The 23225-nt window shown below is 53.9% G+C and carries 17 protein-coding genes, 3 pseudogenes and 2 other annotated features; of the genes and pseudogenes, 11 read left to right on the top strand and 9 right to left on the bottom strand.

The features are described from left to right. Positions 1-98 precede the first annotated feature (98 nt). Positions 99-1856: an ABC transporter ATP-binding protein gene (locus ACHHV8_RS21440; RefSeq protein ID WP_395161396.1), complete on the top strand. Its 1758-nt coding sequence runs from the start codon at positions 99-101 to the stop codon at positions 1854-1856. Beyond that, positions 1853-3662: pseudogene (locus ACHHV8_RS21435) on the top strand (ABC transporter ATP-binding protein). The gene ACHHV8_RS21440 and the pseudogene ACHHV8_RS21435 overlap by 4 nt, the downstream one beginning before the upstream one ends. 12 nt (positions 3663-3674) lie before the next feature. Here the strand turns inward: ACHHV8_RS21435 and ACHHV8_RS21430 are convergent. The 4 genes from ACHHV8_RS21430 to ACHHV8_RS21415 form a co-directional block, all read right to left on the bottom strand. After that, positions 3675-3920 carry a hypothetical protein gene (locus ACHHV8_RS21430; protein ID WP_395161394.1) on the bottom strand — a complete coding sequence of 82 codons (246 nt, stop codon included), beginning with the start codon at positions 3918-3920 and terminating at the stop codon, positions 3675-3677. Continuing rightward, complete coding sequence (locus ACHHV8_RS21425) at positions 3880-4494, bottom strand: hypothetical protein (RefSeq protein ID WP_395161392.1); 615 nt, start codon at positions 4492-4494, stop codon at positions 3880-3882. Before ACHHV8_RS21425 ends, ACHHV8_RS21430 begins: the two co-directional genes overlap by 41 nt. 176 nt (positions 4495-4670) lie before the next feature. Beyond that, on the bottom strand, positions 4671-5519 hold the full coding sequence (locus tag ACHHV8_RS21420; protein WP_395161390.1) for a helix-turn-helix transcriptional regulator: 849 nt from the start codon (positions 5517-5519) through the stop codon (positions 4671-4673). A 125-nt stretch (positions 5520-5644) separates the two neighbouring features. After that, entirely contained in the window at positions 5645-6529 is an 885-nt protein-coding gene (locus ACHHV8_RS21415; protein WP_395161388.1) for a LysR family transcriptional regulator, read from the bottom strand. Between the two features lie 131 nt (positions 6530-6660). Between ACHHV8_RS21415 and ACHHV8_RS21410 the strand changes: the two genes are divergently transcribed. The 3 genes from ACHHV8_RS21410 (at position 6661) to ACHHV8_RS21400 (ending at position 10560) form a co-directional block, all read left to right on the top strand. Further along, positions 6661-7938, top strand: a complete 1278-nt coding sequence (locus ACHHV8_RS21410; RefSeq protein ID WP_483874885.1) for an adenylosuccinate synthetase — start codon at positions 6661-6663, stop codon at positions 7936-7938. 53 nt (positions 7939-7991) lie between these two features. After that, positions 7992-8414 (top strand): SRPBCC family protein, encoded by a 423-nt coding sequence (locus ACHHV8_RS21405; RefSeq protein WP_395161386.1) that lies wholly within the window; start codon positions 7992-7994, stop codon positions 8412-8414. 21 nt (positions 8415-8435) lie between these two features. Then, positions 8436-8647: a binding site (T-box leader), on the top strand. Between the two features lie 41 nt (positions 8648-8688). After that, a complete protein-coding gene (locus ACHHV8_RS21400) occupies positions 8689-10560 on the top strand; it encodes an arginine--tRNA ligase (RefSeq protein ID WP_395161384.1) in 1872 nt (623 codons plus the stop codon). A gap of 58 nt (positions 10561-10618) precedes the next feature. Here ACHHV8_RS21400 and ACHHV8_RS21395 read toward each other — a convergent pair whose 3' ends face one another. Further along, entirely contained in the window at positions 10619-11365 is a 747-nt protein-coding gene (locus ACHHV8_RS21395; protein WP_395163582.1) for a GTP pyrophosphokinase, read from the bottom strand. A gap of 244 nt (positions 11366-11609) precedes the next feature. Between ACHHV8_RS21395 and ACHHV8_RS21390 the strand changes: the two genes are divergently transcribed. The 4 genes and pseudogenes from ACHHV8_RS21390 to ACHHV8_RS21375 all read left to right on the top strand — a co-directional run bounded on the left by ACHHV8_RS21390 (position 11610) and on the right by ACHHV8_RS21375 (position 18936). Continuing rightward, positions 11610-13373 carry a methyl-accepting chemotaxis protein gene (locus tag ACHHV8_RS21390; protein WP_395161382.1) on the top strand — a complete coding sequence of 588 codons (1764 nt, stop codon included), beginning with the start codon at positions 11610-11612 and terminating at the stop codon, positions 13371-13373. Between the two features lie 877 nt (positions 13374-14250). Next, positions 14251-15027 (top strand): SDR family NAD(P)-dependent oxidoreductase, encoded by a 777-nt coding sequence (locus tag ACHHV8_RS21385; RefSeq protein ID WP_395161380.1) that lies wholly within the window; start codon positions 14251-14253, stop codon positions 15025-15027. Between the two features lie 127 nt (positions 15028-15154). After that, positions 15155-15418: a binding site (T-box leader), on the top strand. 65 nt (positions 15419-15483) lie between these two features. Then, positions 15484-18573: pseudogene (ileS, locus tag ACHHV8_RS21380) on the top strand (isoleucine--tRNA ligase). Between the two features lie 65 nt (positions 18574-18638). Beyond that, a pseudogene (locus ACHHV8_RS21375) lies at positions 18639-18936 on the top strand (DUF6509 family protein). A gap of 11 nt (positions 18937-18947) precedes the next feature. Here ACHHV8_RS21375 and ACHHV8_RS21370 read toward each other — a convergent pair. From ACHHV8_RS21370 to ACHHV8_RS21360, 3 genes are all read right to left on the bottom strand, one after another. Next, complete coding sequence (locus ACHHV8_RS21370) at positions 18948-19127, bottom strand: hypothetical protein (protein ID WP_395161378.1); 180 nt, start codon at positions 19125-19127, stop codon at positions 18948-18950. A 473-nt stretch (positions 19128-19600) separates the two neighbouring features. Beyond that, entirely contained in the window at positions 19601-19774 is a 174-nt protein-coding gene (locus ACHHV8_RS21365) for a hypothetical protein (RefSeq protein ID WP_395161376.1), read from the bottom strand. 22 nt (positions 19775-19796) lie between these two features. Further along, complete coding sequence (locus tag ACHHV8_RS21360) at positions 19797-20003, bottom strand: DUF2536 family protein (protein WP_395161374.1); 207 nt, start codon at positions 20001-20003, stop codon at positions 19797-19799. Between the two features lie 200 nt (positions 20004-20203). Between ACHHV8_RS21360 and ACHHV8_RS21355 the strand changes: the two genes are divergently transcribed. Beyond that, on the top strand, positions 20204-21418 hold the full coding sequence (locus ACHHV8_RS21355) for a hypothetical protein (protein WP_395161372.1): 1215 nt from the start codon (positions 20204-20206) through the stop codon (positions 21416-21418). 101 nt (positions 21419-21519) lie between these two features. Then, positions 21520-21993 carry a DinB family protein gene (locus ACHHV8_RS21350; protein ID WP_395161370.1) on the top strand — a complete coding sequence of 158 codons (474 nt, stop codon included), beginning with the start codon at positions 21520-21522 and terminating at the stop codon, positions 21991-21993. Positions 21994-22150: 157 nt separating this feature from the next. On the opposite strand, the gene ACHHV8_RS21345 is transcribed toward ACHHV8_RS21350, so the two are convergent. Next, positions 22151-23101, bottom strand: coding sequence for a DMT family transporter (locus tag ACHHV8_RS21345; protein WP_395161368.1), 951 nt, complete (start codon positions 23099-23101; stop codon positions 22151-22153). Positions 23102-23225 lie beyond the last annotated feature (124 nt).

Genomic DNA, 23225 nt, shown 5'->3' with positions numbered 1-23225 from the left:
CTGTCCGTTCCGGCGGGGAGCCGTCTGTCAGACGAGTTTGCTTAAGGCAAGCTCCATATCGATCGGGATGGACGGTCAGGCAAAAGGGGGCTGCAACGATGATGAAAAGCCGGAAAATACCGGTTCAGGAATATGCCGGACTGCTGAAAAACTATCTGCGTCCGCTGCGTAAAGCGATTGCGGGACTATCGGTTCTCTTGATCGCCGGAATTATTATGCAGCTGGTGAACCCGCAGATCATCCGGTATTTTATAGATACCGCGCAGACGCAGGCCACGACGACACCGCTGTTGTATGCGGCCGGATTGTTTATTGCCGTATCCTTGCTGCAGCAGGGTGTGAACCTGGCGGCTACCTATATCGGGGAAAATGTCGGATGGATCGCGACGAACAAGCTGCGGGGCGATGTCGCGGCACACTGCATGAAGCTGGATATGTCGTTTCATAAGTCGCATACCTCCGGCGCTATTATTGAGCGGGTTGACGGCGACATTAACAACCTGGCGAATTTCTTCTCGAACTTCGTCGTTACGCTGCTCAGCAACCTGCTGCTGGTCGCGGGCATGCTGGTGCTGCTGTTCCGCGAGGGCTGGCTGATTGGAGCGGGGATGACGCTGTTTGTCGTCCTGGCGATGCTCGCGATTCAGCATGTCCGCCAATATGCGGTGCCCCATTGGGGAAATCTGCGGCAGATGAGCTCGAAGTTTTACGGCTTCCTCGGCGAGCATTTGGAGGGGACGGAGGATACGCGCGCGAACGGGGCGACCGGTTATGTCATGCACCGGTTTTACCAGCTGATCCGCGAATGGATGCCGATAAGGGTCAAAGCCTTTTTCGGCTGGGCATCGATGTGGATTACAACGCTGGTCGTGTTCACGATCGGCAATGCCGTTGCCTTTGCGCTAAGCGCTTATTTGTGGAAGCAGGGCTCTATCACACTCGGTACGGTGTATATGATCTTTTATTACACGGAGCTGATGTCGAAGCCGATTGAAAAAATCCGTACGCAGATGGAAGACCTGCAAAAAGCGGATGCCAGCATCGTTCGAATCCGCGAGCTGCTGCAAACCGAGTCGGCGATTCAAGACGGGATCGGGCAGCCGATTCCGAAGGGACCGTTATCGGTGACCTTCGACGGCGTAGAGTTCGGCTACGAGGAGAACAGCACGACGCTGCACGACATCGATTTTCACTTGCAGCGCGGCAAGGTGCTTGGGGTGCTGGGACGCACCGGGAGCGGCAAGACGACCCTTGCGCGGCTGCTGCTCCGCTTCTATGACCCGCGTGAAGGCGGCATCCTGCTGGAGCACGTCGATCTGCGAGCAGCCGCGCTCAGCGATTTAAGAAGCCGGGTCGGCATGGTGACGCAGAACATTGAGATTTTCCAAGGAACGGTCCGGGACAATCTCACGTTTTTCGACGACGAGATCCCGGATGACCGGATTGCTTCGGTGCTGGAAGAGCTTGGCTTGGGAGATTGGCTTCAATCCCTGCCGGCCGGCCTCGACAGCGAGCTGGAGTCCGGGGGCGGCGGCGTGTCCGCCGGGGAAGCGCAGCTGCTCTCCTTTGCCCGCGTCTTCCTGTCGGATCCGGGGCTCATTATTATGGATGAAGCCTCGTCGCGCCTCGACCCGGCTACCGAGCAAAAGATCGAAAAGGCCATCAGCCGGCTGCTGGTCAACCGAACCTGTATCGTGATCGCTCACAGGCTGTCTACCATCCAGCGCGCGGATGAGATTCTTATTCTGGACCAGGGCCGGGTGATAGAGTATGGGGAGCGGATATGCCTGGCGGCGGACAGCGGCTCACGTTACTATCAGATGCTGCAGGTCGGAATGGAGGAGATGCTGGCATGAGCACCTGGACTTTTCTGTGGAAGCTGATGCGTTACCGGCCGGGGCTTTACGTGCTGAATGCGCTGGCCTGGACGCTGATCTATTTGGCGCCTATCGTGCCGGGATGGATCACGAAGCAATTTTTCGATACACTGTCCGGGGGGGCGGCCTACAGGTTCAGTATTACGACCCTGATTATACTGCTGATCGCCTCCGCGCTCGGCAGAGCGATGCTGATTATACTGGGATTCATTACGGACGTTCAATTCCGTTTCCGGGTCGGCGCCCTGCTGAGAAGAAATATACTCAGCCATATACTGAGGGAGCCGGGAGCGAAGGCGATTCCCTGCTCGCCGGGCGAAGCGATCAGCAGCTTCCGCGATGATGTGGATCAGGTGGAGGAAACGATCAGCTGGTCGGTGGACGCGCTCGGCATGACCTGCTTTGCGCTGGTCTCCTTTACCATTTTATACAAGATTAACGCCGCGATGACGACGTGGGTATTCGTTCCGCTGGTTATCGTCGTGACCATTGCCCAGCTGTCGACGACACTGCTGCAGAAATACCGCGCAGCGAGCCGGGAAGCGACGAGCCAAGTAACGGGGGCCATCAGCGAGATGTTCAGCGCCGTGCAGTCCATCCAGGTGGCCGGGGCGGACGACCGTGTCATTCACCGGTTCCGCAAGCTGAACGACAACCGCCGGCAAGCGATGCTGAAGGACCAGCTGCTGACGCAGATGCTGGATGCGGTGTTCTCCAATACGGTCAACATCGGCACCGGCTTTATTCTGCTGTTAGCGGCGCAATCGATGCGCGACGGCAGCTTCTCTGTCGGCGATTTCGCCTTGTTCGTCTATTACTTGACCTTCGTCACGCAATTCATTCAGAACTTCGGGAAATTCCTAACCTATTTCAAGCAGTGCACCGTCGCCAAAGTCAGGCTGGCCGAGCTGCTGCAGGGAACGGATGAGAACAAGATGGTGGAGCCGAACCCGCTGTATTTGCGGTCGAAGCAGGTTGAGGAAGAAGCGGCTCTCGCCCGTAAGGCGGCTGCCGGTTCCGTTCAAGGGGCTGTATCTGAAGAAGACCGGCTGCAGAGGCTGGAGGTCGCGGGGCTTAGCTACCGGTACCCGGAGACGGGCAGAGGGATTGAGAACATATCGCTGAATATTCCTAAGGGATCGTTCACCGTCATTACGGGCCGGATCGGCTCGGGAAAAACGACCTTGGTCCGGTACGCTGCTCGGCTTGCTGCCTCCCAATGAAGGCGTGATCCGATGGAACGGAAAGCCGGTTGCCGATCCGAGCGATTTCTTTATTCCGCCGCACAGCGCCTATACGCCCCAGGTTCCGAGGCTGTACAGCGATACGCTGCGCAGCAATATATTGCTGGGCATGGAAGAGGGAACGGCGGGAAGCAGGCTTCAGGGGGCGATTCATTCCGCCGTGCTGGAGGGCGATATCCGCCGGCTGCAGCACGGCCTGGATACGGTGATCGGCCCCCGCGGCGTCAAGCTGTCCGGCGGGCAGGCCCAACGGACGGCAGCCGCCCGGATGTTCGTGCGGGAAGCCGAGCTGCTCGTCTTCGACGACCTGTCCAGCGCGCTGGACGTCGAGACGGAGCGCAAGCTGTGGGAGCGGCTGTACGAGCAGCGGGAGGCGACCTGCCTTGTCATCTCGCACCGCAAGACCGCGCTTGCGCATGCGGATCATATTATTGTGCTGAAGGACGGCCGGATCGAGGCCGAGGGAGCGCTCGACGAGCTGCTGAAGACGAGCGAAGAGCTGAGGCACTTGTGGTATCACGGCGAGGAGGCCGAGGGCTAGTCCCGCGGGATGTTAGGATATGGTGCTTTTCGATCGGCCCGCGCCGACTTTAAGCAGTCTTTGATCCGGATATCCGTGATAGCTGATCGTATTTTCTTGTAAATTCACCTGCGCTTGAATGCAGAAGGTGGATACGGCGCCGGCTACGGAGTTGCCGATCATATCCCCGGCGTCGCCGCCGATATACCAGGAAGTCCAGCCTTCCGTGTCGGACTCGTTAATCAAGCGGTCCATGTGCTTGTCGATTTCGGCTTCCATCAGTGTGAGCGCATCGCCTTTCTCCAAGGTCCGATTTGGCTTTCTTTACGGTAGGCTTAGCGCCAAAATGCAGGTCGCCGTGCTCGGCGCCGTAAGACTTCGTCATGGCAGGCCGTTCCTGCTGCTGGGGCTGCAGCGCCGGTTCCTCATCGGCGATCATATAATCTATCACTTCATGAATGGTATGGAAGTTATACAGGCCGCCGCTTCGAATCAGCTGCAACGGGCCTCGCTTCGCCTTGGCGGTCGGATAGCTCTTGCTCATCTCTTGGCCGATGAGATCGAGTAAGGTTCTCATGTTGCCGGAATCGTATACCGTATCGCCTATCGCAACGGTTCTTTGAATAGCCATGCCAGAGGCCGAATCGGCGGCAGGCTTGGCCGAACGCTGCAGCCACTGGGCGGTGGCGCGGTTTCCAAGCGTGCGCTGCAGCTGCAGAGCGGCTTGTTTGCCGGCCGGCATGGATAGGGAGCCGGCAGTAGACAGCTCGTTGGCTTTCGAGGAATGGGCGGCGTGTTCAGCCAATGGATCTTCTAAAGCAGTTCTCTTGGCTTTGGTCTGATATAACGGCATAATCGGATCCCCTTTATTTATGAAATAGGTAGAAAATAATCGGTTACCTGTAATATACCACTTATTTCCTGCTGCGGAAACGCGGCTTTAGGCACAAAAAGACCGCTTCTTGATCGTCCAGAAGCGGTCTCTTTGCTATTTCCCGGGGAATGAATGCAGAAGTACAGAGGGCCATTTTATGAAACGGCTGTCGGCTTCAGCAGTTTTCTCATCTTGGCCTCGGTTCCGGAATCGGGCAGAGGCGTATAGACACAGCACCGAAGATCCGCATGGGCATACACCTGAAACGAAGTAATTTCGAAGCGCATGCTTCCGACTTGCGGGTGCTTAAATTCACGCACGGTTTTAGGAAGCGTTCGGATATCATTATGCTGCCACAGGCTGTGAAACTTGGGATGAATTCTTCCGCAGTGCTCGATAAATTCCTGGTACCAGGGATCGCCCTGGTATTGGCTGGAATAATTGCGAAGTATGGAAATAAAGTCGTTGGCGAAATCTTCCCAGTTGACCACGATCTCCCTTAATTCCTGCTTCATGAGAGAAAGCCAGACGATGTTACGTTCTTCCTGGCTCAGAGGGCCGATATTTCCGAGCATGGCTCCCGCCGCCTGGTTCCAGCCTACGATATTGCATCTGCGGTCCGCGATAAAGGCGGGACAGGGATTCAAATAATCCAGAATGCGCTGAAGGGTGGGATGGATAGCCTCGGGCTGATCGGCAAAAATATCCGCGGCCTGCGGATTGGCCAGCAGAAACAGATAGCTCCGTTCCTCCGGACTCAGCTGCAGCGCTGTGGCGACCCGTTCCAGCACCTGGGAGGAGACCTGGATCGATCTCCCTTGCTCCAGCCAAGTATACCAGGTGGTGCTTACGCCTGCGATCTGCGCCACCTCCTCGCGGCGGAGGCCGGGCGTCCTGCGTCGGCCCGTAACGGAAATACCGGCTGCGGCCGGTGTAAGCCGGGTACGGGTCTTTTTCAAAAATTGTCCTAGTGTATGTAATCGATGCTCATCGTTATGCGTCACTCTGCTGTCACTCCATCTATAGTCGTAAAAACGATTATATGATATACCTGTTTAAATTACAATATATAATAGGATAAATAGAGTTATAAACTAGCATAGGAAGCTTGCGAGGGGCTTATATTTGTCTATGCTTCCAGCAGCCGGTCTATAAAACGTTTGGCCGCGGCGGACAGCGGCACATCCTTCAATGTGACGATACCGACCTTTCTCGGAGGAATCGGCGGCTCCAGCCGGATCTCAAAAAGACCGGCATCCCCTGCGTTCAGCTCGGGCCCGGCAAAATTTTGAATAATGCAGGCAATGCCCAGCCCCGTCTTGGCAAATTCGGCCAGCAAATCGATGCTGCCCAGCTCAATTTCGGGCTTTAACGTAACCCCATGCGAGGCGGCGTACGCATCGATATAGGCACGGGTGCTGCTTCCCTGCTCCAATAAAATGAGCGGAAACCGGTTCAATTCAGATAGGGGGATAGGGCGGCCTTCCAGCTCGCGATAGCTTTCCCCGGCCGCAAAGCAGTCCTGAATGACGAGGCTTTCCCGAATATGGATGCGGTCTTCCTGGACCGGTAAATGAACGATGCCCAGATCGATTCGGCCTTCCTTGAGCAGCTTGATCGTCTCCGGCGACGTCCGGTTGGTCACCTGGATTTTAATGTCGGGATACCGGGCATGAAAGCTTTGTAAATAAGGCAGCAAATAATGACGGCACAGCGTGTCGCCGGCGCCGATTTTGATTTCGCCGCTCATCAAATCATGAAGCTCTGCGAGCTTTTGTTCTCCTGTCGTAATGAAGTTGAACGCCTGCTCGATATATCGAAACAGGACGCGTCCTTCCTCCGTCAGCTGTACTCCTTTGGAAGTCCGGAAAAACAGCTGGCCTCCCAAATGCTGCTCCAGCTGCTTGATAGAGTGCGTAACCGCAGGCTGAGTAATATACAGCGCTTCGGCCGCCTTGGACAAGCTTCCGGTTAGCGCGGCTTGATAGAAAACCTTATACCATTCCAAATTCACCGCAAGTTCCCCCTAACAAACCTGGATATCAATTTGTTTTATATCGAATATCAAAACGATTCATTATTCTTATATCCATTTCCAGAATATAATACATTCGTAACCGAAATCAACCGAAGGGATGAGGAATTATGGGAATAACGGCTATCGTAGGGGCTAATTGGGGCGATGAAGGCAAAGGGAAAATTACGGATGCGCTGGCTGCCGAGTCCGGCTTTGTCGTTCGATTTCAAGGCGGGAGCAATGCAGGTCATACGATCATTAACGAGTTCGGCAAATTCGCGCTGCATATTTTGCCGTCCGGCGTATTTTACCCCGGTATCATCAATGTTATCGGACCGGGAGTCGCGTTCAATGCGGACGATTTCCTGCGGGAGCGGGAAGGGCTTATAGCAAGAGGGGTTCCTGAGCCGGTTCTGCGGATTTCAGACCGGGTGCAGCTTGTTATGCCTTATCATAAGCTGTTGGATGCCTGGGAGGAAGAGCGTCTGGGAGTACGGCAATTCGGCTCGACGAAGTCCGGTATAGCGCCGTTTTATGCGGACAAATATAGCAAGCTGGGGATTCAGGCGGCGGATTTGTACGACAGGGCCCGGCTGCGGAAGCGGCTGGAAGCCTCCCTTGAAGCCAAAAATGTGCTGACCCAGCATTTATACCATCAAGCTCCTCTGCAGGTTGCGGACATCATGGACGAGCTGGCTGTGCTGGCGGAGCGGCTGAAGCCTTTTGTGTGCGACACGGCAAGCCTGCTTCAATCCGCATTGAAGCGAGGCGAGCAGGTGCTTGTCGAAGGGCAGCTGGGCGCGCTGAGGACCCGGATCATGGCATTTATCCTTACTCGACCTCCTCCTCCACGCTGGCCGGCTTCGCAGCGGTCGGGGCGGGCGTGCCGCCGTATGAAATCCGCAGAGTCGTGGCCGTGGTCAAGGCGTACTCCAGCTGCGTCGGGGCCGGTCGCTTCGTCACCGAGCTGGCGGGACCGGGAAGCGGATGAGCTGCGGCGGCGCGGCGGCGATGCCGGCGAATACGGAGCGCTGACCGGCCGGCCCCGGCGAATGGGATGGTTCGATGCGGTTGCCAGCCGTTACGGGTGCGCGGTGCAAGGGGCGACGGAGGCTGCGCTGACCAATCTGGATGTGCTCGGTTATCTGGATGAGATTCTGATTTGTACGGCTTACGACGTGGACGGAAAACGGACGGAGCAGTTTCCGGTAAGCGCCAAGCTGGACGGGGCGAAGCCGGTGCTGGAGTCTATGCCGGGCTGGAAATCGGACATTTCGCAAGCTCGTTCCTTCGATGAGCTTCCCGAGGCCGCGAAGCAATATGTGCTGCGCCTGGAGGCTTGCATCGGCGTGCCGATCCGGTATATCTCCGTCGGGCCTAAACGGGAACAGATGATGGAGCGCTAATAATATGGTAATCTATTCCTAATAGAACGATTAGGAAGGAGATTATCAAAACTATGGAAGCCAAAGTTACGGGACAGACGAAATCGGCCGGTTTTCAAATCGGAGTAAGGCGTACACTGCCTCTTACTCCCGAGGAAGCGTGGGAAGCTATTACTTCGCCGGAGGGCATCCGCTCCTGGCTTGGAGAAGGGGCGGAGCTTCAGCTGGAGCCGAAACGCTCCTATGAAACCGAATCCGGAGCTACCGGAGAGATTCGGGTCGTCAAGCCGCAGCAGCAGCTCCGGCTCACCTGGCGGAAGCCGGGCTGGCATAAGGCTTCCACCATGCAGATCCGGTTGATTCCGGCCGGAACGGGGAAGACCACCGTCAGCTTTCACCAGGAGCATCTGGCCGATGCGGCGATGAGAGAAGTCATGAAGGAGCACTGGGAAGATGTGCTCCAGAGGTTGTTGAAAAAAACTGAAATTGGGTTATAATAGTTTAAAATGAATAATGTGGAAATGTCATAGATTGGGAAAGTAGTTTGGTTCCAGAGAAGCAGCGAGCCGGGTTGGTGTGAGCCGGTACCTGGAGCAAGATGAATCGGGCCCATGAGATGCCCCTCTGAACTGGAGTAAGAGGAGCCGGGTAAAACCGTTAACTGTTAAGGGGTCAAACATAGTTTGACAACAAGAGTGGTACCGCGAATGCCTAAGCCTTCGTCTCTTATGGAGACGAGGGCTTTTATTATTTTAAGGAGGAATGTCAGTTATGTTAAGCAGGGAAATTTCAAGGGCTGTAGAAGCTGCTGTATTCAAGCTTTTGGGAGAAACGTCTTCTTCACAAGCAAACAATATCTCGGTATCGCTTGAACGGCCTTCCAAGCTGGAGCATGGAGACTACTCGACAAGTATAGCCATGCAGCTCGCCAGAATCCTCCGAAAAGCACCGATGCAGTTAGCATTTTCGATAAAAGGATCGCTGGAGCAAAATGATGTCCTGAAAGGGATAGTCCGTCATATCGAAGTGGTTTCCCCAGGATATATTAATTTTTTCATTGATTGGGAGAAATGGTCTCGAGCCTCCTTCAAGCTTCCAACTGCGTCCAAGGAGAAGGTGCTGATCGAGCATACCTCGATTAATCCTAATAAATCCGCACATATAGGGCATTTAAGAAATGCTTGTATCGGAGATGCTCTGGTTAGAATATTAAAGCGCTTAGGCTATCAGATGGAGGTTCATAATTATATTGACGATTTAGGGAACCAGCTGGCGGATACCGTAGTGGGAATACTGCATGAGCAGATAAAGGGAGAACATACGAGATTCGGGGATTTTTGTTGGGATGTATATGCGAAGGTGAATCAATCCTATTCGGCTGATCCCGATCTGGCGGAGCAGCGAACCCATGTGCTTCATTCCCTCGAACAAGGCGATGGCAACCTGTCCTGGCTGGGGATGCTGGTAGCGGAAAAAATAGTTCGTGAGCACGTAGAAGAAATGCGAAAGTTCGGCATCCGTTTCGATTTGCTCGTCTGGGAAAGCAATATTGTCCGCGAAGGCTTTTGGGATGCTGCGAACGAGCTTCTCAAGAAAACCTCGTATTTCGTTAAAGAAACGGAAGGAGCTTTGGCCGGATGCTGGATTCTAAAGCCGCCGGCTGTTTCCGAAGAAGGGGAAGCGAAGCTTGGTGAAGCAGAGCATAGATACGATAAAGTATTAATCCGTTCCAACGGGATACTGACCTATACAGCAAAAGATATTGCATATCATTTGTGGAAATTCGGTCTAATTGCAAAGGACTTTACCTATGCTCCTTTCTCTGAGGGACTATATACCACTTCAAAGACCGGAGGCGCTAAACCATTTGGCAGGGCGGATATGGTTATTAATGTCATTGATCATAGACAGCAGTATCCTCAAATGATGGTAAAGCAGGCCTTAGAAGGACTGGGATACACAAATCAAGCGAGTAAGCTGCGTCATGTGAGCTATGGGGTGGTTTCGTTAAGTCCTATGTCTGCATCCCAGCTTGGAATATCTATTACGGATGGGAAAAGCTCTTATGCCATGTCAGGCCGCCAAGGAATAGGCATCAAGATTTCGGATTTATTGAATCAAATGGTGTCCGTAATTGACCAGAAGCGCACTGCTCAGGACGGCGTTTCCAGTGTAACCGTGGCGACGGCAGCGATTCGTTATTACTTGTTAAAGTACCATTTACAGACTGAGGTCATATTCGATATGCAGCAAGCGATGGAGATTAACGGGAATTCGGGAGTGTATCTTCTCTATGCCTACGCAAGATCAGCAAGTGTACTGGTTAAAGCGGCGCAAGAGGGCCATATCGGCGGGCATATGGATCATTTTCCCGTGCTGGAAGATCAGGAGCATGCACTGCTAAGGCACATTGCCTATTGGCCGGATACCCTCGTGCAGGCAGGAAATGAGCTGATGCCGCATATGATTTGCCAGTATGCATTTGAGCTGGCAGCCTTGTTTAATCATTTCTATGGTGTTTGTCCGATTTTAAAAGCAGAGGAAGAGAAGAAGAAATTTAGATTGTACCTCACTAAACAATTTCAGATCACGATGAAGGATGCATTGGAAACGCTTGGAATGCCTGCCCCAGAAAAGATGTAGCGTTGATAAAAAGGACCTGTCGGTAACTCAACAGGCCCTTTTCCTATACTTTTACAGCCTAACTATCCTTGTCCACGCCGCTCACCAGCCGAAGCAGCGCTTCGGGAATCTGAAACTGCTGATTGCTTAAGCTGATGCGCCGCATCGCTTCCTCGGCTTCTTCCTCCATCCGGCTTTCCTTGATTTCGCTGATCTCTTTATGCAGACGCTCCATCTGCCTGTCAAGCGCAGCGGCGGATTCGGAGGCTTCCTTCAGCTCCTGCAGCAGATGGGCCGGCACGGCTTGATTGTATTTGTAATAAATTTTGTGCTCCAGGCTTGCCCAGAAGTCCATGGCAATGGTGCGGATTTGTACCTCGATGCACACATTTTCATGCCGGTCGGACATATAGATGGGAATTTCAATAATGAGATGAAGGCTCTGATAGCCGTTGGGCTTCGGATTTTTTATGTAATCCTTGATTTCCAGTATTTTGAGGTCGCTTTGCGAACGCAGCATCTCGCTGATCCGGTAAATATCGGAGATAAAGGAGCAGGTAATGCGCATGCCGGCAATATCTTTAATATGCGTTCGGATGCCTTCCAGCGAGAGATCGCAGCCTTTTTTATATACCTTTTTCAAAATGCTTTCCGGTGATTTCAGCCGGGATTTGGTATGCTCGATCGGATTATAGTCATGAAAAAATTGAAATTCTTCTTTCAAAATTTCAATCTTGGTCTCAAATGCATCCAATGCGAATTTGTAATCCATCAGAAAACGGGTGATTTCATTCTTGAACTTGCGGAATTGCTCCATCGGAAGCATATTCAACGGGTAACTCCTCCTTTTTGAGGCGGCTATCAAATTATTCTTACCAAAAGCATAATACATCCGGGAAGCACAAAGCAAATTTTAGTATAAGGGCCCTGGAATCATGCCGAATAGGAGGAATATTCAAAAAAATAGTGAATAAGACCCGGGAAGAAGGGAGGAAAATGGAAGATTATGTCGAAAATGTTCGAAGTGTCGAAATAAAACCAATGGTTTATGTTAAAGGGGCAGAAGACATATGAATGGATGGAACTGGTTTAAAAAACGTTTGGCTGTGAAAATGGCGGCAGCCGTGATGGCCATTATCCTTGTTATGTCTGCAGGGTATCTTTACCTGCAAATCAGCAATACGGGAAAAGCGGCCGAGGAGGTTATCTCGGCGTACGGGATCCGCATGGCCAGCAGCTACGCGCAGCAAATGGATAAATCCAAGCTGGGGCAATTTATGAAAGATCCGCAGGAAAACGACTTGTACTGGTCCGTCCGGGAAGAACTGGATTCGTTCCGCACCCAAATCGGCGCACTGTACGTATATTTCGTCCGGATCGACGAAGAAGGCCGTCCTTTAATCATGATCGACGGTCAGCCGAAAAACTCGGACTCCGCGTCCCCCATCAACGAAGTGACGGATATATCGGCCGAATCGGTTCAAAAACTTTTGAAAGGGGATACAGCGAACTCCGATGTGATCGATAATCCGCAGTACGGTCAATATGTGTCGGCCTATGCCCCTGTCAAAAAGGCGGATGGAACGGTAATGGGCGTGCTGGGGATTGACACGGATGCGGCTGTGTTAAGCCGAATCTCTTCCGATGTGATCCGCGACAACGTTCCGCTTTACCTGCTGCTCGCTGCATTCACCTTAGCCGGCCTTGCGCTTGTCGCCTGGGTGCTGGTGCGGGCACTGCGGCCGCTGCGCTGGATCGTCGCCGGCGCCGAGCAAATTGCAGCCGGAGAGCTGGGGCAGGCGAACAAGCTGTTGCGCGAGCGCCCGATTCAATCCAAAGACGAGATCGGCGCCGTATATCAGGCGATGGTTCAAATGTCCGGCAGCCTGAACCTGATGATCGGGAAGGTAGTATCCAATATTGCTCTTACTTCCGAGCAGCTGGTCACTTCATCGGACAGCTTCACAAGCGAAGCCCGGCAGGTGCTGGAAATGAATACGAAGGTCAATACGGCGGTGAGCCGCGTGGCCGAAGGCGCTTATACCCAGAGCTTAACCACAGTGGAAAGCGGGCGCTCGATTGAAGAAATTACGCTCGCTATTCAGAAAATATCCGAAGCCTCGCTGACGGTTTCCGATGCTTCGCTGCAAGCGCTGGAGTATGCGGAAAAAGGCAAAAATACGATCAGTCAAATGAATCGCCAAATGACCACGATTGCCGCGGCTGCAGAGGAGGCCGTCAAGCGGGTAGCCGTGCTGAACGGTTATTCACAGGAGATGGAAGCCGCGCTGGATGCGATCACGGAAATCTCCAACCAGACGAAGCTGCTGGCGCTTAACGCATCCATCGAAGCGGCGCGTGCCGGAGAGCACGGGGCAGGGTTTGCCGTTGTCGCAGGCGAAGTGCGCAAGCTGGCAGATTCTGCGGCGGAATCCGCCCAGTTAATCGCCGATCTGCTGCAGCATGTTCAGCAGGAGACTTTGCATATCAGCGAAGCGATGGAAACAAGCGCTCAGGAAGTAAGCACAGGAAACGTGCTGACAGAGGAAGCGGAGCATAGCTTGATAAAGGTTGTCGACAGGTTCCGGCATGTCTCCGAGCAGATTCAGGACATTTCGGCTGCGACGGAGCAGATGTCCGCCGGCTCCGAGGAAGTGGCGGCTTCGGTAATTGGCATCGCAGATATTGCCCAGGATTCCTCGGAGCAAACGCAGAAAATATTGGAGCTGACCGATATTCAGCTGAGTGCGGTCCGGCATATTGCGGCTTCCGCGGAAGCGTTGAGCGGGATGACGCATGAGATGAGAGAAGCTATTAAGCAGGTTAGAGTCTAACCGGCGGATCACGGAAAGGACATTCGGGAAGAGCCCCCCTCTGGGTGAGGCCGCTGAAAAAGTCATCGTTGTGGAGCACGGGACATTCTTCCGATCGCTGATGTCCCTGTATTTCATTGATTATATTCCGCTTGTAGCGGATGAAATCCAGGGACAAAGGCGAACGCTTACGCTTCTACAAGAGTGATCCCGTACTCTCTGCAAGTTTTACAGCGGCCTCCGCTTAGGTGGAGGCTCTTTATGCATTTAAGCGGCAAAACGCAGCAGCAAAGGTTCCGGCAATCGAAAGCAGTCAGCGAGCGGGAAAGCGCTATCTGCATTGGGACATGCTGCAAGCTTATGAGAGTGGCAGACCGCATCCCAGAGCTTGGTTTGACAATAACTGAACGATCGTTTATTATTGGTTCAAGAGATCAGCTGCAGCCTGTACTCAGACAGCTGGCTCATAGCCGCATAGGCTTTTTCACTGGCATTGGAAGTAATGAACCAGACGGTTATTTAATTAAATCGAGGAGGTGAGGATATACCGCGGGGCATTTGTCATTTGCTGCAGGAAACGGGCTGGATCATTTGATTTATGTGATTCATCCGACTCAGCATGGATCGGCGCAGAGAATGAATCATGGTGTGACGCCATTTTCGCATTTATTTTATGCAGTTGAATGCTTATACGAATCGTGTGCGTGTAAAAGACAAAGTCAGCAAGCAGGACCTGCTTTTTTTGTAATATATTAAATGAACGATCATTTATAAATTATTCGTCATTCCAAGGAAGAGGAGAATGCATTATGTCCGAATCAAAAGTATGGCTTGTTACTGGAAGCTCGCGCGGCCTAGGGCGCCGCATTGCTGAACAGGTGTTGGAAAAAGGGACCGCTTGATTGCCACGGCGCGCAGACCCGAGCAGCTGGCCGATCTGCAGGAACGCTACGGCGGCCGAATTCATCCGATAGCGTTGGATGTTACCGATCCGGCTGCCGCCGAGGCAGCGGTTAAAGCCGCGGTAGACACGTTCGGACGTCTGGATGTTGTGGTGAACAACGCGGGCTATGGCGATGTGGCCTCCATCGAAGATGTAACGCTGGATGATTTCCGCGCCCAGATAGACACGAATTTCTACGGGGTTGTCTATATGACGAAGGCTGCGGTGCCTGTTCTGAGACAGCAGGGATCAGGGCATATTATTCAAATTTCCTCGGTAGGCGGAAGAATCGGTACGGTCGGTTTGGCGGCTTATCAGAGCGCGAAATGGGCTGTCGAGGGATTTTCCGAGGTGCTTGCCCAAGAGGTAGCTCCGTTTGGGATGAAGGTGACGGTAATTGAGCCGGGCGGGCTGCGTACGGACTGGGCCGGCTCTTCCATGACCATTCCGCCGGTCAGCGAGCCGTATGAGCAAACGGTCGGAGCCTTGGTGCGGATGTTTTCCGGGTATTCGGGGCTGCAGACGGGCGACCCTGTCAAAGCGGCGAAGGTCATCGTGGGCTTGACCGATCTCGAGGAGCCGCCGCTGCGGCTGCTGCTCGGCACCGACGCCGTCAGCCATGCGGAAGCGGCAGATCAGGCGCGGATCGCTTCGGATGCCAAATGGAGACATTTGAGCGAATCCATCGATTACGATTCGGTTCCGGCGGGAGACGGCGGCCGGGCGGAGTGATCGTCCTTGCGGCAGACCGGACAGGCAGCCATTCACGGCCGGCAGCGTTAAATTCAGAAATAGGCGCGAAATCGTTTGACAACTTTTTCGAAAAGTTGTATAAATTATATAAATTGAATGATCCAAATTAAATTCATTGACGAGAAAGAGTAGGTTAATCGGTTGTTCCCCAGAGAGTCGGCCCCGTGCTGAAAGCCGACGTTCAACGATTAGCGGAAAATCCTCTCCGAGAAGGAAGGCCGAAGCATCGAAGTAAGCCGACCCGGGATCCCGCCGTTACAAGGGCCGCGTATGATTGTACGTAGTGGAGCGTCATAAAGCGAATCGTTATTTTCACGAGGCGGCTTTATGAAACAAGGGTGGTATCGCGAGTGAACATCTCGTCCCTTAGGGGACGGGATTTTTTTGTGTTCAGGAAGATTTTCAGAGAAGCAGAACAAGGAAAGGGTGATTCCCATGACAAAGCAAGTCGATGTCAAAGAACAAGCGAGAGACCGGGAACGAAGAGTGCTGGAGCAGTGGAAGGATCAGCGGACGTTCCGCCAATCGATCGAGCGGCGTGAAGGGAAGCCGAACTTCGTGTTCTACGAAGGGCCGCCGACCGCAAACGGGAAGCCGCATATCGGGCATATGCTCGGCAGAGTCATAAAGGATTTCATAGGCCGCTATAAAACGATGTCGGGCTACCGCGTCGTCCGTAAAGCAGGGTGGGATACGCACGGACTGCCGGTCGAGCTTGGCGTGGAGAAGAAGCTGGGTATCTCCGGCAAGCAGGATATTGAGCGTTACGGCGTAGCCGAGTTTGTGCAGCAGTGCAAGGACAGCGTATTTGAATACGAGAAGCAGTGGCGAGAGCTGACCGAGGCGATCGGCTACTGACCGATATGGACGATCCGTATGTTACGCTGACGAACGATTATATCGAGAGCGTGTGGCACATTTTATCCGTCATTCATCAGAAGGGGCTGCTGTATAAAGGGCACCGCGTCAGCCCGTACTGTCCGTGCTGTCAGACGACGCTCAGCTCTCATGAAGTGGCGCAGGGCTATGAGGATGTTAAAGATTTGAGCGCAACGGTGAAGTTCAGAAGCCGGGAAGGCGGCTATACTTTTCTCGCTTGGACGACGACTCCGTGGACGCTGCCTGCGAACGTGGCTCTGGCGGTCAATCCCGAGCTGGAATACGTCAAGGTCAAGCACGAAGGCGAAGTGTATGTGATAGCCAAGAATTTGGCGGAAAAGGTGCTGAAGGGCGACTACGAGATCCTGTCCACCCATTCGGGCGCATCGTTCGTAGGGGCAGCTTATGAACCTCCGTTCGGCTATATTTCGGTACAGCAAGGGCACCGGGTCGTCGATGCCGCCTATGTCAGCGACAGCAGCGGGACCGGGATCGTCCACATCGCTCCGGCCCACGGCGAGGACGATTACCGTACGACGCGCGAGCATAAGCTTGATTTCGTAAACGTGGTGAATGCCGCGGGGCAGTACATGGACGTTGTGACAGACTATGCCGGACGCTTCGTCAAGGATTGCGATGTCGACATCATCAAAAGCTTGTCCGAACGCGGCCTGCTCTTCGCCAAAGAAAGGTATGAGCATAGCTATCCGTTCTGCTGGCGCTGTAAATCTCCGCTGCTGTACTATGCGATGGAGAGCTGGTTTATCGAGACGACCGCCGTAAAGGAACAGCTGATTGAGAACAACAGCCGGGTAAACTGGTATCCGGGCCATTTGCGGGAAGGCCGGTTCGGCAAATTTCTGGAGGATCTGGTCGATTGGAATATCAGCCGCAACCGGTATTGGGGAACTCCGCTGAATTTATGGATATGCAGGGATTGCGGCGCGGAAGCAGCTCCGGGCAGCCGGCAGGAGCTGTATGACCTGGCGGTCGGCACGCTTTCGCCCGATCTGGAGCTGCATAAGCCGTACGTCGATGATGTCAAGCTGCGCTGCAGCTGCGGCGGGACGATCGGACCGGACGCCGGAGGTCATCGACGTCTGGTTCGACAGCGGCTCGATGCCGCTCGCGCAGTATCATCACCCGTTCGGGGATGAGCGGATGTTCCGGGAGCAGTATCCCGCGGACATGATCTGCGAGGGGATCGACCAGACGCGGGGATGGTTTTTCAGCCTGCTGGCAGTTTCGACGTTATATAACGGCCAGCTGCCGTATAAGGCGGTCATCTCGACGGGGCATATTCTCGATGAGAACGGCCAAAAAATGTCCAAGAGCAAAGGCAACGTCATCGATCCTTGGGATATACTGGCCGAGTTCGGTGCCGATGCGGCGCGCTGGGCGCTTCTGTCCGACAGCGCGCCATGGAGCAGCAAGCGGTTCTCGAAGCAGATCGTCGCGGAGGCCAAATCGAAAGTGATCGATACGATTCATAATACGCACGCTTTCTATGCGTTATATGCAAGAATCGACCAGTATCAGCCCGGCGGGCATCCGGAGCGTCCATCGGCCAACGAGCTGAGCCGGTGGATCTTATCCCGGCTGCACAGCACGCTTCAGCAGGTGGTGAAGGGGCTGGATGCGAACGACTTCCTGAATCCGGCGAAGCAGATCGAGGTGTTCGTCGACGAGCTGAGCAACTGGTATATCCGCCGTTCCCGCGACCGCTTCTGGGGCTCGGAGATGACGGAGGACAAATTGGCCGCGTACCAGACGCTGCGCCAGGTGCTGCTGACGCTAGCCGGAATGATTGCGCCTTATGCGCCTTTCCTGGCCGAGGATGTGTATGGAAATCTCGGCGGTGCAGGCAGCGTCCATTGGAGCGATTATCCGCAGGCGGACCCGGGGCTTATAGACACCGCATTGGAGAAAGATATGGACGATGCGCGAAGTATTGTTGAGCTGGCGCGCAGCATCCGTAACGATACGGGACTCAAAACCCGCCAGCCGCTATCCGAGCTGATTGTTTCAACGGAAAGCGAGCTCCGGCTGGACCGGTTCGCCGAGCTGATCCGCGATGAGATCAATGTGAAGACATTGAGGCTGGAGGCGGGCGCAGGCTCGTTAACCGACTATAGCCTGAAGCTGAACTTGAAGGCAGCGGGCAAAAAGTACGGCAAGCAGGTCGGTGCGATCCAGCAGGCGTTGAAGCAGCTGGCTCCGGAGGCGGCAAGGCTTGCGGTGGAGACGGGCAGCCTGGAAGCGGAGCTGGACGACGGCACGAAGCTGTACCTGCCGCTTGAAGAGCTGCTGGTCGATCAGCACGCGAAAGCAGGCTACGCCTCCGCATCGGGGTACCGGCTGACGGTGACGCTGAATACGTCTCTGACAGAGGAGCTGATAGAGGAAGGAATCGTTCGCGAGATTATCCGGGCCGTGCAGGATTACCGGAAAAAGCTGAATCTGCCGATCGAGCGGCGCATTCTTCTGACGATCGATGCCGACGCCTCCACACGGAGCGCGCTGCAGCGGTTCGACGGGCTGTTCCGGCAAAGCGTTCTTCTCTCCGGCCTGGCCTTCGGGCAAGCGGCGGGGATGGAACGGTTTCCTCTCGGAGATACGACGATAGGCCTGACCATCGGCAGCTGACCGCATGCCCTTTCTTTTCTTCCCCCGGTTTTTATGTATAATAAGGAAGAAGGAAGGATGATAATATGCTAACGATTACCGATTACAGTGTGGAATTTGTGAAGGGCCGCTTTCGGCATTCTTGCCGGGAAGCGGTATGAATTTTTGCTGGATATCGAGGTTGAGGAAGACGATGAATTGTACTCCGAGAACGGGTTGTATATACGCGTCATTTACCTTGTAGATGAGGCCCGCACGGGCATTGTGAAGTATGAGCTTTATGAACGGGGCAAAGAGCGGTATCTTGATTTTGACCTGGAAGAGGAAGAGCTTCAGCAGGTGGATGCTTTCTGTAAGGAGCATGTAGCCGAGGCGGAGCAATAAGCACCTGAAGCTTAGTGCAGTTGATAAAATAATCCCGCCGCGCACAGCCGGGCATTGACTTGAATGCCGATGCCCATAGCTTTGCGGGCGGACAAAAGGGGCCGGCCATCTGCAGATGAGGCCGCTGAAAACTCCTTGCTGCGCGTACGGAACATGCTTACGATTCGCGGTTGTCCCCGAATTTCTTTCATTTTCTTCCGCTTTTAGCGGTTGAAATCCGGGGACAAAGGCGAGCGTTTGCGCTTCTACAGAACGTTTCCGCACGCTCCGCTCGTTTCTCAGTGGCCGCTCCGCAGATGGAGCGGCTTTTTTTACTTTTACATATCAGAATTATAAATTTTCGGGGTCCCCGCAAAGTACCTGAGTCCGCTTCGAAGCCTAAGCCCCACTTTGTGGGATGAGCTTGTCGAGAAACCCAGAATTTGTGTGATACTCCGGTGGGGTATCCTCCTCCAGCCGCTGTTGAAATCCGTGAATTGGATTAGATTTGAAGGTATTTTCACGTATTTCAAAGGCGGACGTAAACTAAGCGTGTTTCGTAGAAAAACGGGCTTCGTAAGCTTGGATACCCCACCTGCGTTGGTACTCATGGTTCACTTAGAAAAGGCTTTCTCGACAGCCTGGCCCCACTTTGTGGGGGGATTTTTGCCGTTAAAGGACGGTTTTATTGAAGCCGATAATCGTCAATCTTGGCCCCGTCTTCCCATACCTCCAGGAACAAAGCGTCGCAATCGTCGAAATCGGCGGTCGTGGCCGCCAGCGCTTTCTCCTCCTCCGCCGTGACGAGAACGTTCTCCATTTCTTCCTCCCGCAGGGAGATGACAACATAAAGCTTCAAATCAAAGCACCTCTTTACATGTTTATTTAAGTTTAAAGTGGACAAGAGCCGTGTACAGCATTTTATTGGCATTCAGGTCGAAGGTAACCTGATGCTGCACCGAATGCACCTCCAGCAGCAGCGCTTTGTTCAAATCGATGTGCTGCTCGATTTGGCGTTCCAGCGCCTTTAAATCATAGCCTTGGAAAAATTCAACCTTCGCTTCGATCTTATCCAGTGTGAAATCCAATGTCGATCACCCTTATCGCCTTAATATGTATCCGGTCTTCTTATTATACATGCAATTGCTTAAGAAGCCACCGGGGAAGGGGAAGCCTCCGTTTCTCTTCTGCTCTTTCAAACCCTCCTCCGTTCCCACCTTTTCCCATCTGTGTTACCATAAAAGGATGAGGCGCTTTTGCTGCGCCGGTCGGAAAGGAGTTTGCTGCCTTGTTCATCTCACTTGTATTAGGTTATGCGTTTCTATTGTGGTTCGGCATGTATTTGCTTCAGCGGGATCTCCGCAACAGAAGCATGGCTGCTGCCGGAGCCGGTCTTCTGGTCTATGCCTTCGGCTTGGGGGCGGCGGTTCTGATGCCCTTGGCCGGGACAGAGCTTGCGGGAACGGTTCTCCTTGCGCTTCAAACGGCCGCTGCGTGCCTTTCGTTCCTTGGCTTTGCCATGCTTCTCTGGAAAAGCAGGGACGACAGCCAGGGCAGGCCCTACCAGATTCTACGGAAGCCGGTAGGACTGTTCATCGGTTATACCTGCTGCTTGCTTGGGTTAGCCCTCATTCCTTCTTTTTCCGCTTGGAGTATGCTCCTTCGCCTTGCGGGCGGCGTGCTGCTGGCGCTGCTGGCCGGCTGGGTCGCTGTAAAAGAAATTAAAGCGCAGGGGGAAAGCTGGCTGCCGGATTTTTTTCGTTCCCTGGACTATACGGTATTTTTCACGCTGCTGTTCTCAGGCCAGGTCGCGCTGGTTATATTCTGGCAGGCAGGCCTGCAGTTTACGACGCTTATCCTGCTGCTGGCCAGTCTGGCGGTATCCATCGCAGTGCAGGTATGCTTGTCTTCGCTTCGCGCGCTGCTGGGCCGGATTGCTTTTGTCTCTTTTCCCGGCTTGCGGGAGGAGCGAAGCCGTCTGCGGCTGGTCGAGCAGATTCAGACCCGGATTGATGAAGAGGCCGCGTCCGAGGAAATCCAAGAGGAGGATCTGTTCCGTTATACCCGGCGCGCTTTGAGCCACTTCGGCGATTTGCAGCGTCTGGCTACGAGCCCGTTGACGCAGATGGAATGGATCAGCCGGCGAATCAGGGAGCGGGGCGGCACGGATGAAGTGCTGGAGCGGGCGAATGAGCTGAAATCCGCGCTGCTCGAATGCATCGTTCAATTGAAGCCTAGGAGCGATGAAGCGTTCGGCACCTCGGATGAATGGAAGTATTACAACGCCCTTTATTTTCCCTATGTGATAGGAGTCAAGCCTTACAGTCTGCGATATACGGAGGAGCACCTGGATGCGGCTTCCCGTGAGGCTCTGGCTTGGCTTCGCACCTATGTCCCCGAGCGGACGCTGTACAATTGGCAGAATGCGGCGGCCAAGCTTGTCGCTCTGTCCTTGAAGGAAAAATACGCGATGGTGCCCAAAAAAGAGGAAGAAACGGCGTAAGTGGCACCGTTTGGCAGTGAAAAGCGTGGTGCTGGCAGTGAATCGGCAGGTATGATAGCCATGTCAACACCACCACACATAGGAAAAGGAGATGTTCGTCCATGTCTCAAACGATCATCCGCACTGCCCAAACCGTCCGCAGCCTGCTTCTTCAACAGGTGGAGGCCATCCCCGAGGAGCTGTTCGACTCGCAGCCGGAAGGCTTCAGCAATACGATCCGCTGGAATACAGGTCATACGCTCGTAACCCTCGATTTCTTCCTGGCGATGGCGATTCCGTTCAATTCGGAGCTTCCGGAGCATTATGCAGGCTTATTCGCCTCAGGGACGAAGCCGTCGGATTGGAAGGTATCCCCGCCGACGAAAGAAGAGCTGGTTCAATATATGTCGGCACAGCTGAACCGCATAGCCGAAGTGGACCCGCATCTGCTGGATGCCCGGCTGCCTGAGCCGATGGTCTTTGGGCCGCTGCGCTTTGAGACGGCCGGTGAGCTGTTTAACTTCACCTTTGTTCACGAGACGATGCATCTTGCCACTATCGGCTGCCTGCTGAAATGTATTCAGCCTAAGCGATAGCAATAACGGCAGCATTGACGCAAAATAGAACGAGCCGGCCTAATTGTAGGCCGGCTTGTTGAGCTTGTTGAAGAACCCCTGAATATATGTGACGCTTCGTTGGAATAACCTCTTGCAGCCGCTGTCGAAATCCGGCCTCCGGAGAGAGAAGCTTATGCTAGAGCTTGCTTGAGCCTGAAATAACGGCGCCCTTCTGCGGGGCGGCCGGCGGCTTAGGCTTCACCTGATACGTTCCGATCACAATTCCCGCCGTCGTCAGCACAAAGGCAAGCAGATGAATCCAGTGGATGCGTTCATGCAGGAACAGCACCGCCCCGATCATACTGGCGAACGGCATCCCGTTGATGAACATGGCCGTTTTATTGGCCCCCAGCAGCTTAATGCCGTGATTCCAGCCGAGCGTCCCGAGGGAAGAAGCGATCCAGGCGGACATCAGCATGACGAGCCAGCCCGTTCCGTTAAAATGAATGCTGCTGTAAGCCGTCGGGCCGAATTTGATGAAGGCTCCGATATTCAGCATAATGCCTCCAATAATAGTGGAATATGCTGTGGTGACCAGTGTGGGAATATTCGTTCCCGAGATCGCTTTGATCAGCAGTCCGCCTACGACATAGGCGAGCATCGACAAAACCATGATCAGGTCGCCCATTCCGGACATTTCGATAGCCGCATCCGCCGAGCTGGAGAGAACGACAATCACAACGCCGGTAAATCCGGCCATAATGCCGAGAAACAGGCGCCAGCTCATTTTCTCTCCGACGAACAAAGCGGCAAGCAGCGCGGTTGTCAGCGGATTGAGGCCGAGAATGAGCGAGGCATTGGTGGCTGTCGTCGTGACGACGCCGGAGGCAAGGAACAGCTGGTGAAAGAAGATCGAGGTAATGCCGATCATGATCAGCAGCATCCATTGCTTGGCCGTCGGCTTATACCAGCCGTACCTGCGATAGGCGAACGGCAGCAGCGCGAGACCGGCGAGAGGCATCCGGACGGCAGCGACCAGAAAAGGCGGCGCGGTTTCGGTCAAGTATTTGACCATAACAATATTGAGTCCCCATGAGGCGACTACAAAAGCAAGGACCAGGTAAATCCATCGGTATGATTTGTCCACAAGTGCAGCTCCTATCTGGTTGAACAGTTCCTATTCACATCTATTGCATACATAAGGAAGCGCTGTATTACGGTGCTTATGCGCCCAAATTCTATTAAAGCACAGAATGGCGCCCAGGGGAACG

Origin of the sequence: Paenibacillus sp. TAB_01, assembly GCF_043945595.1 — a bacterium.
Lineage (GTDB): Bacteria > Bacillota > Bacilli > Paenibacillales > NBRC-103111 > Paenibacillus_S.
Note: the sequence above shows the minus strand (reverse complement) of the source record. Positions and strands in the feature narration are given on the sequence as shown.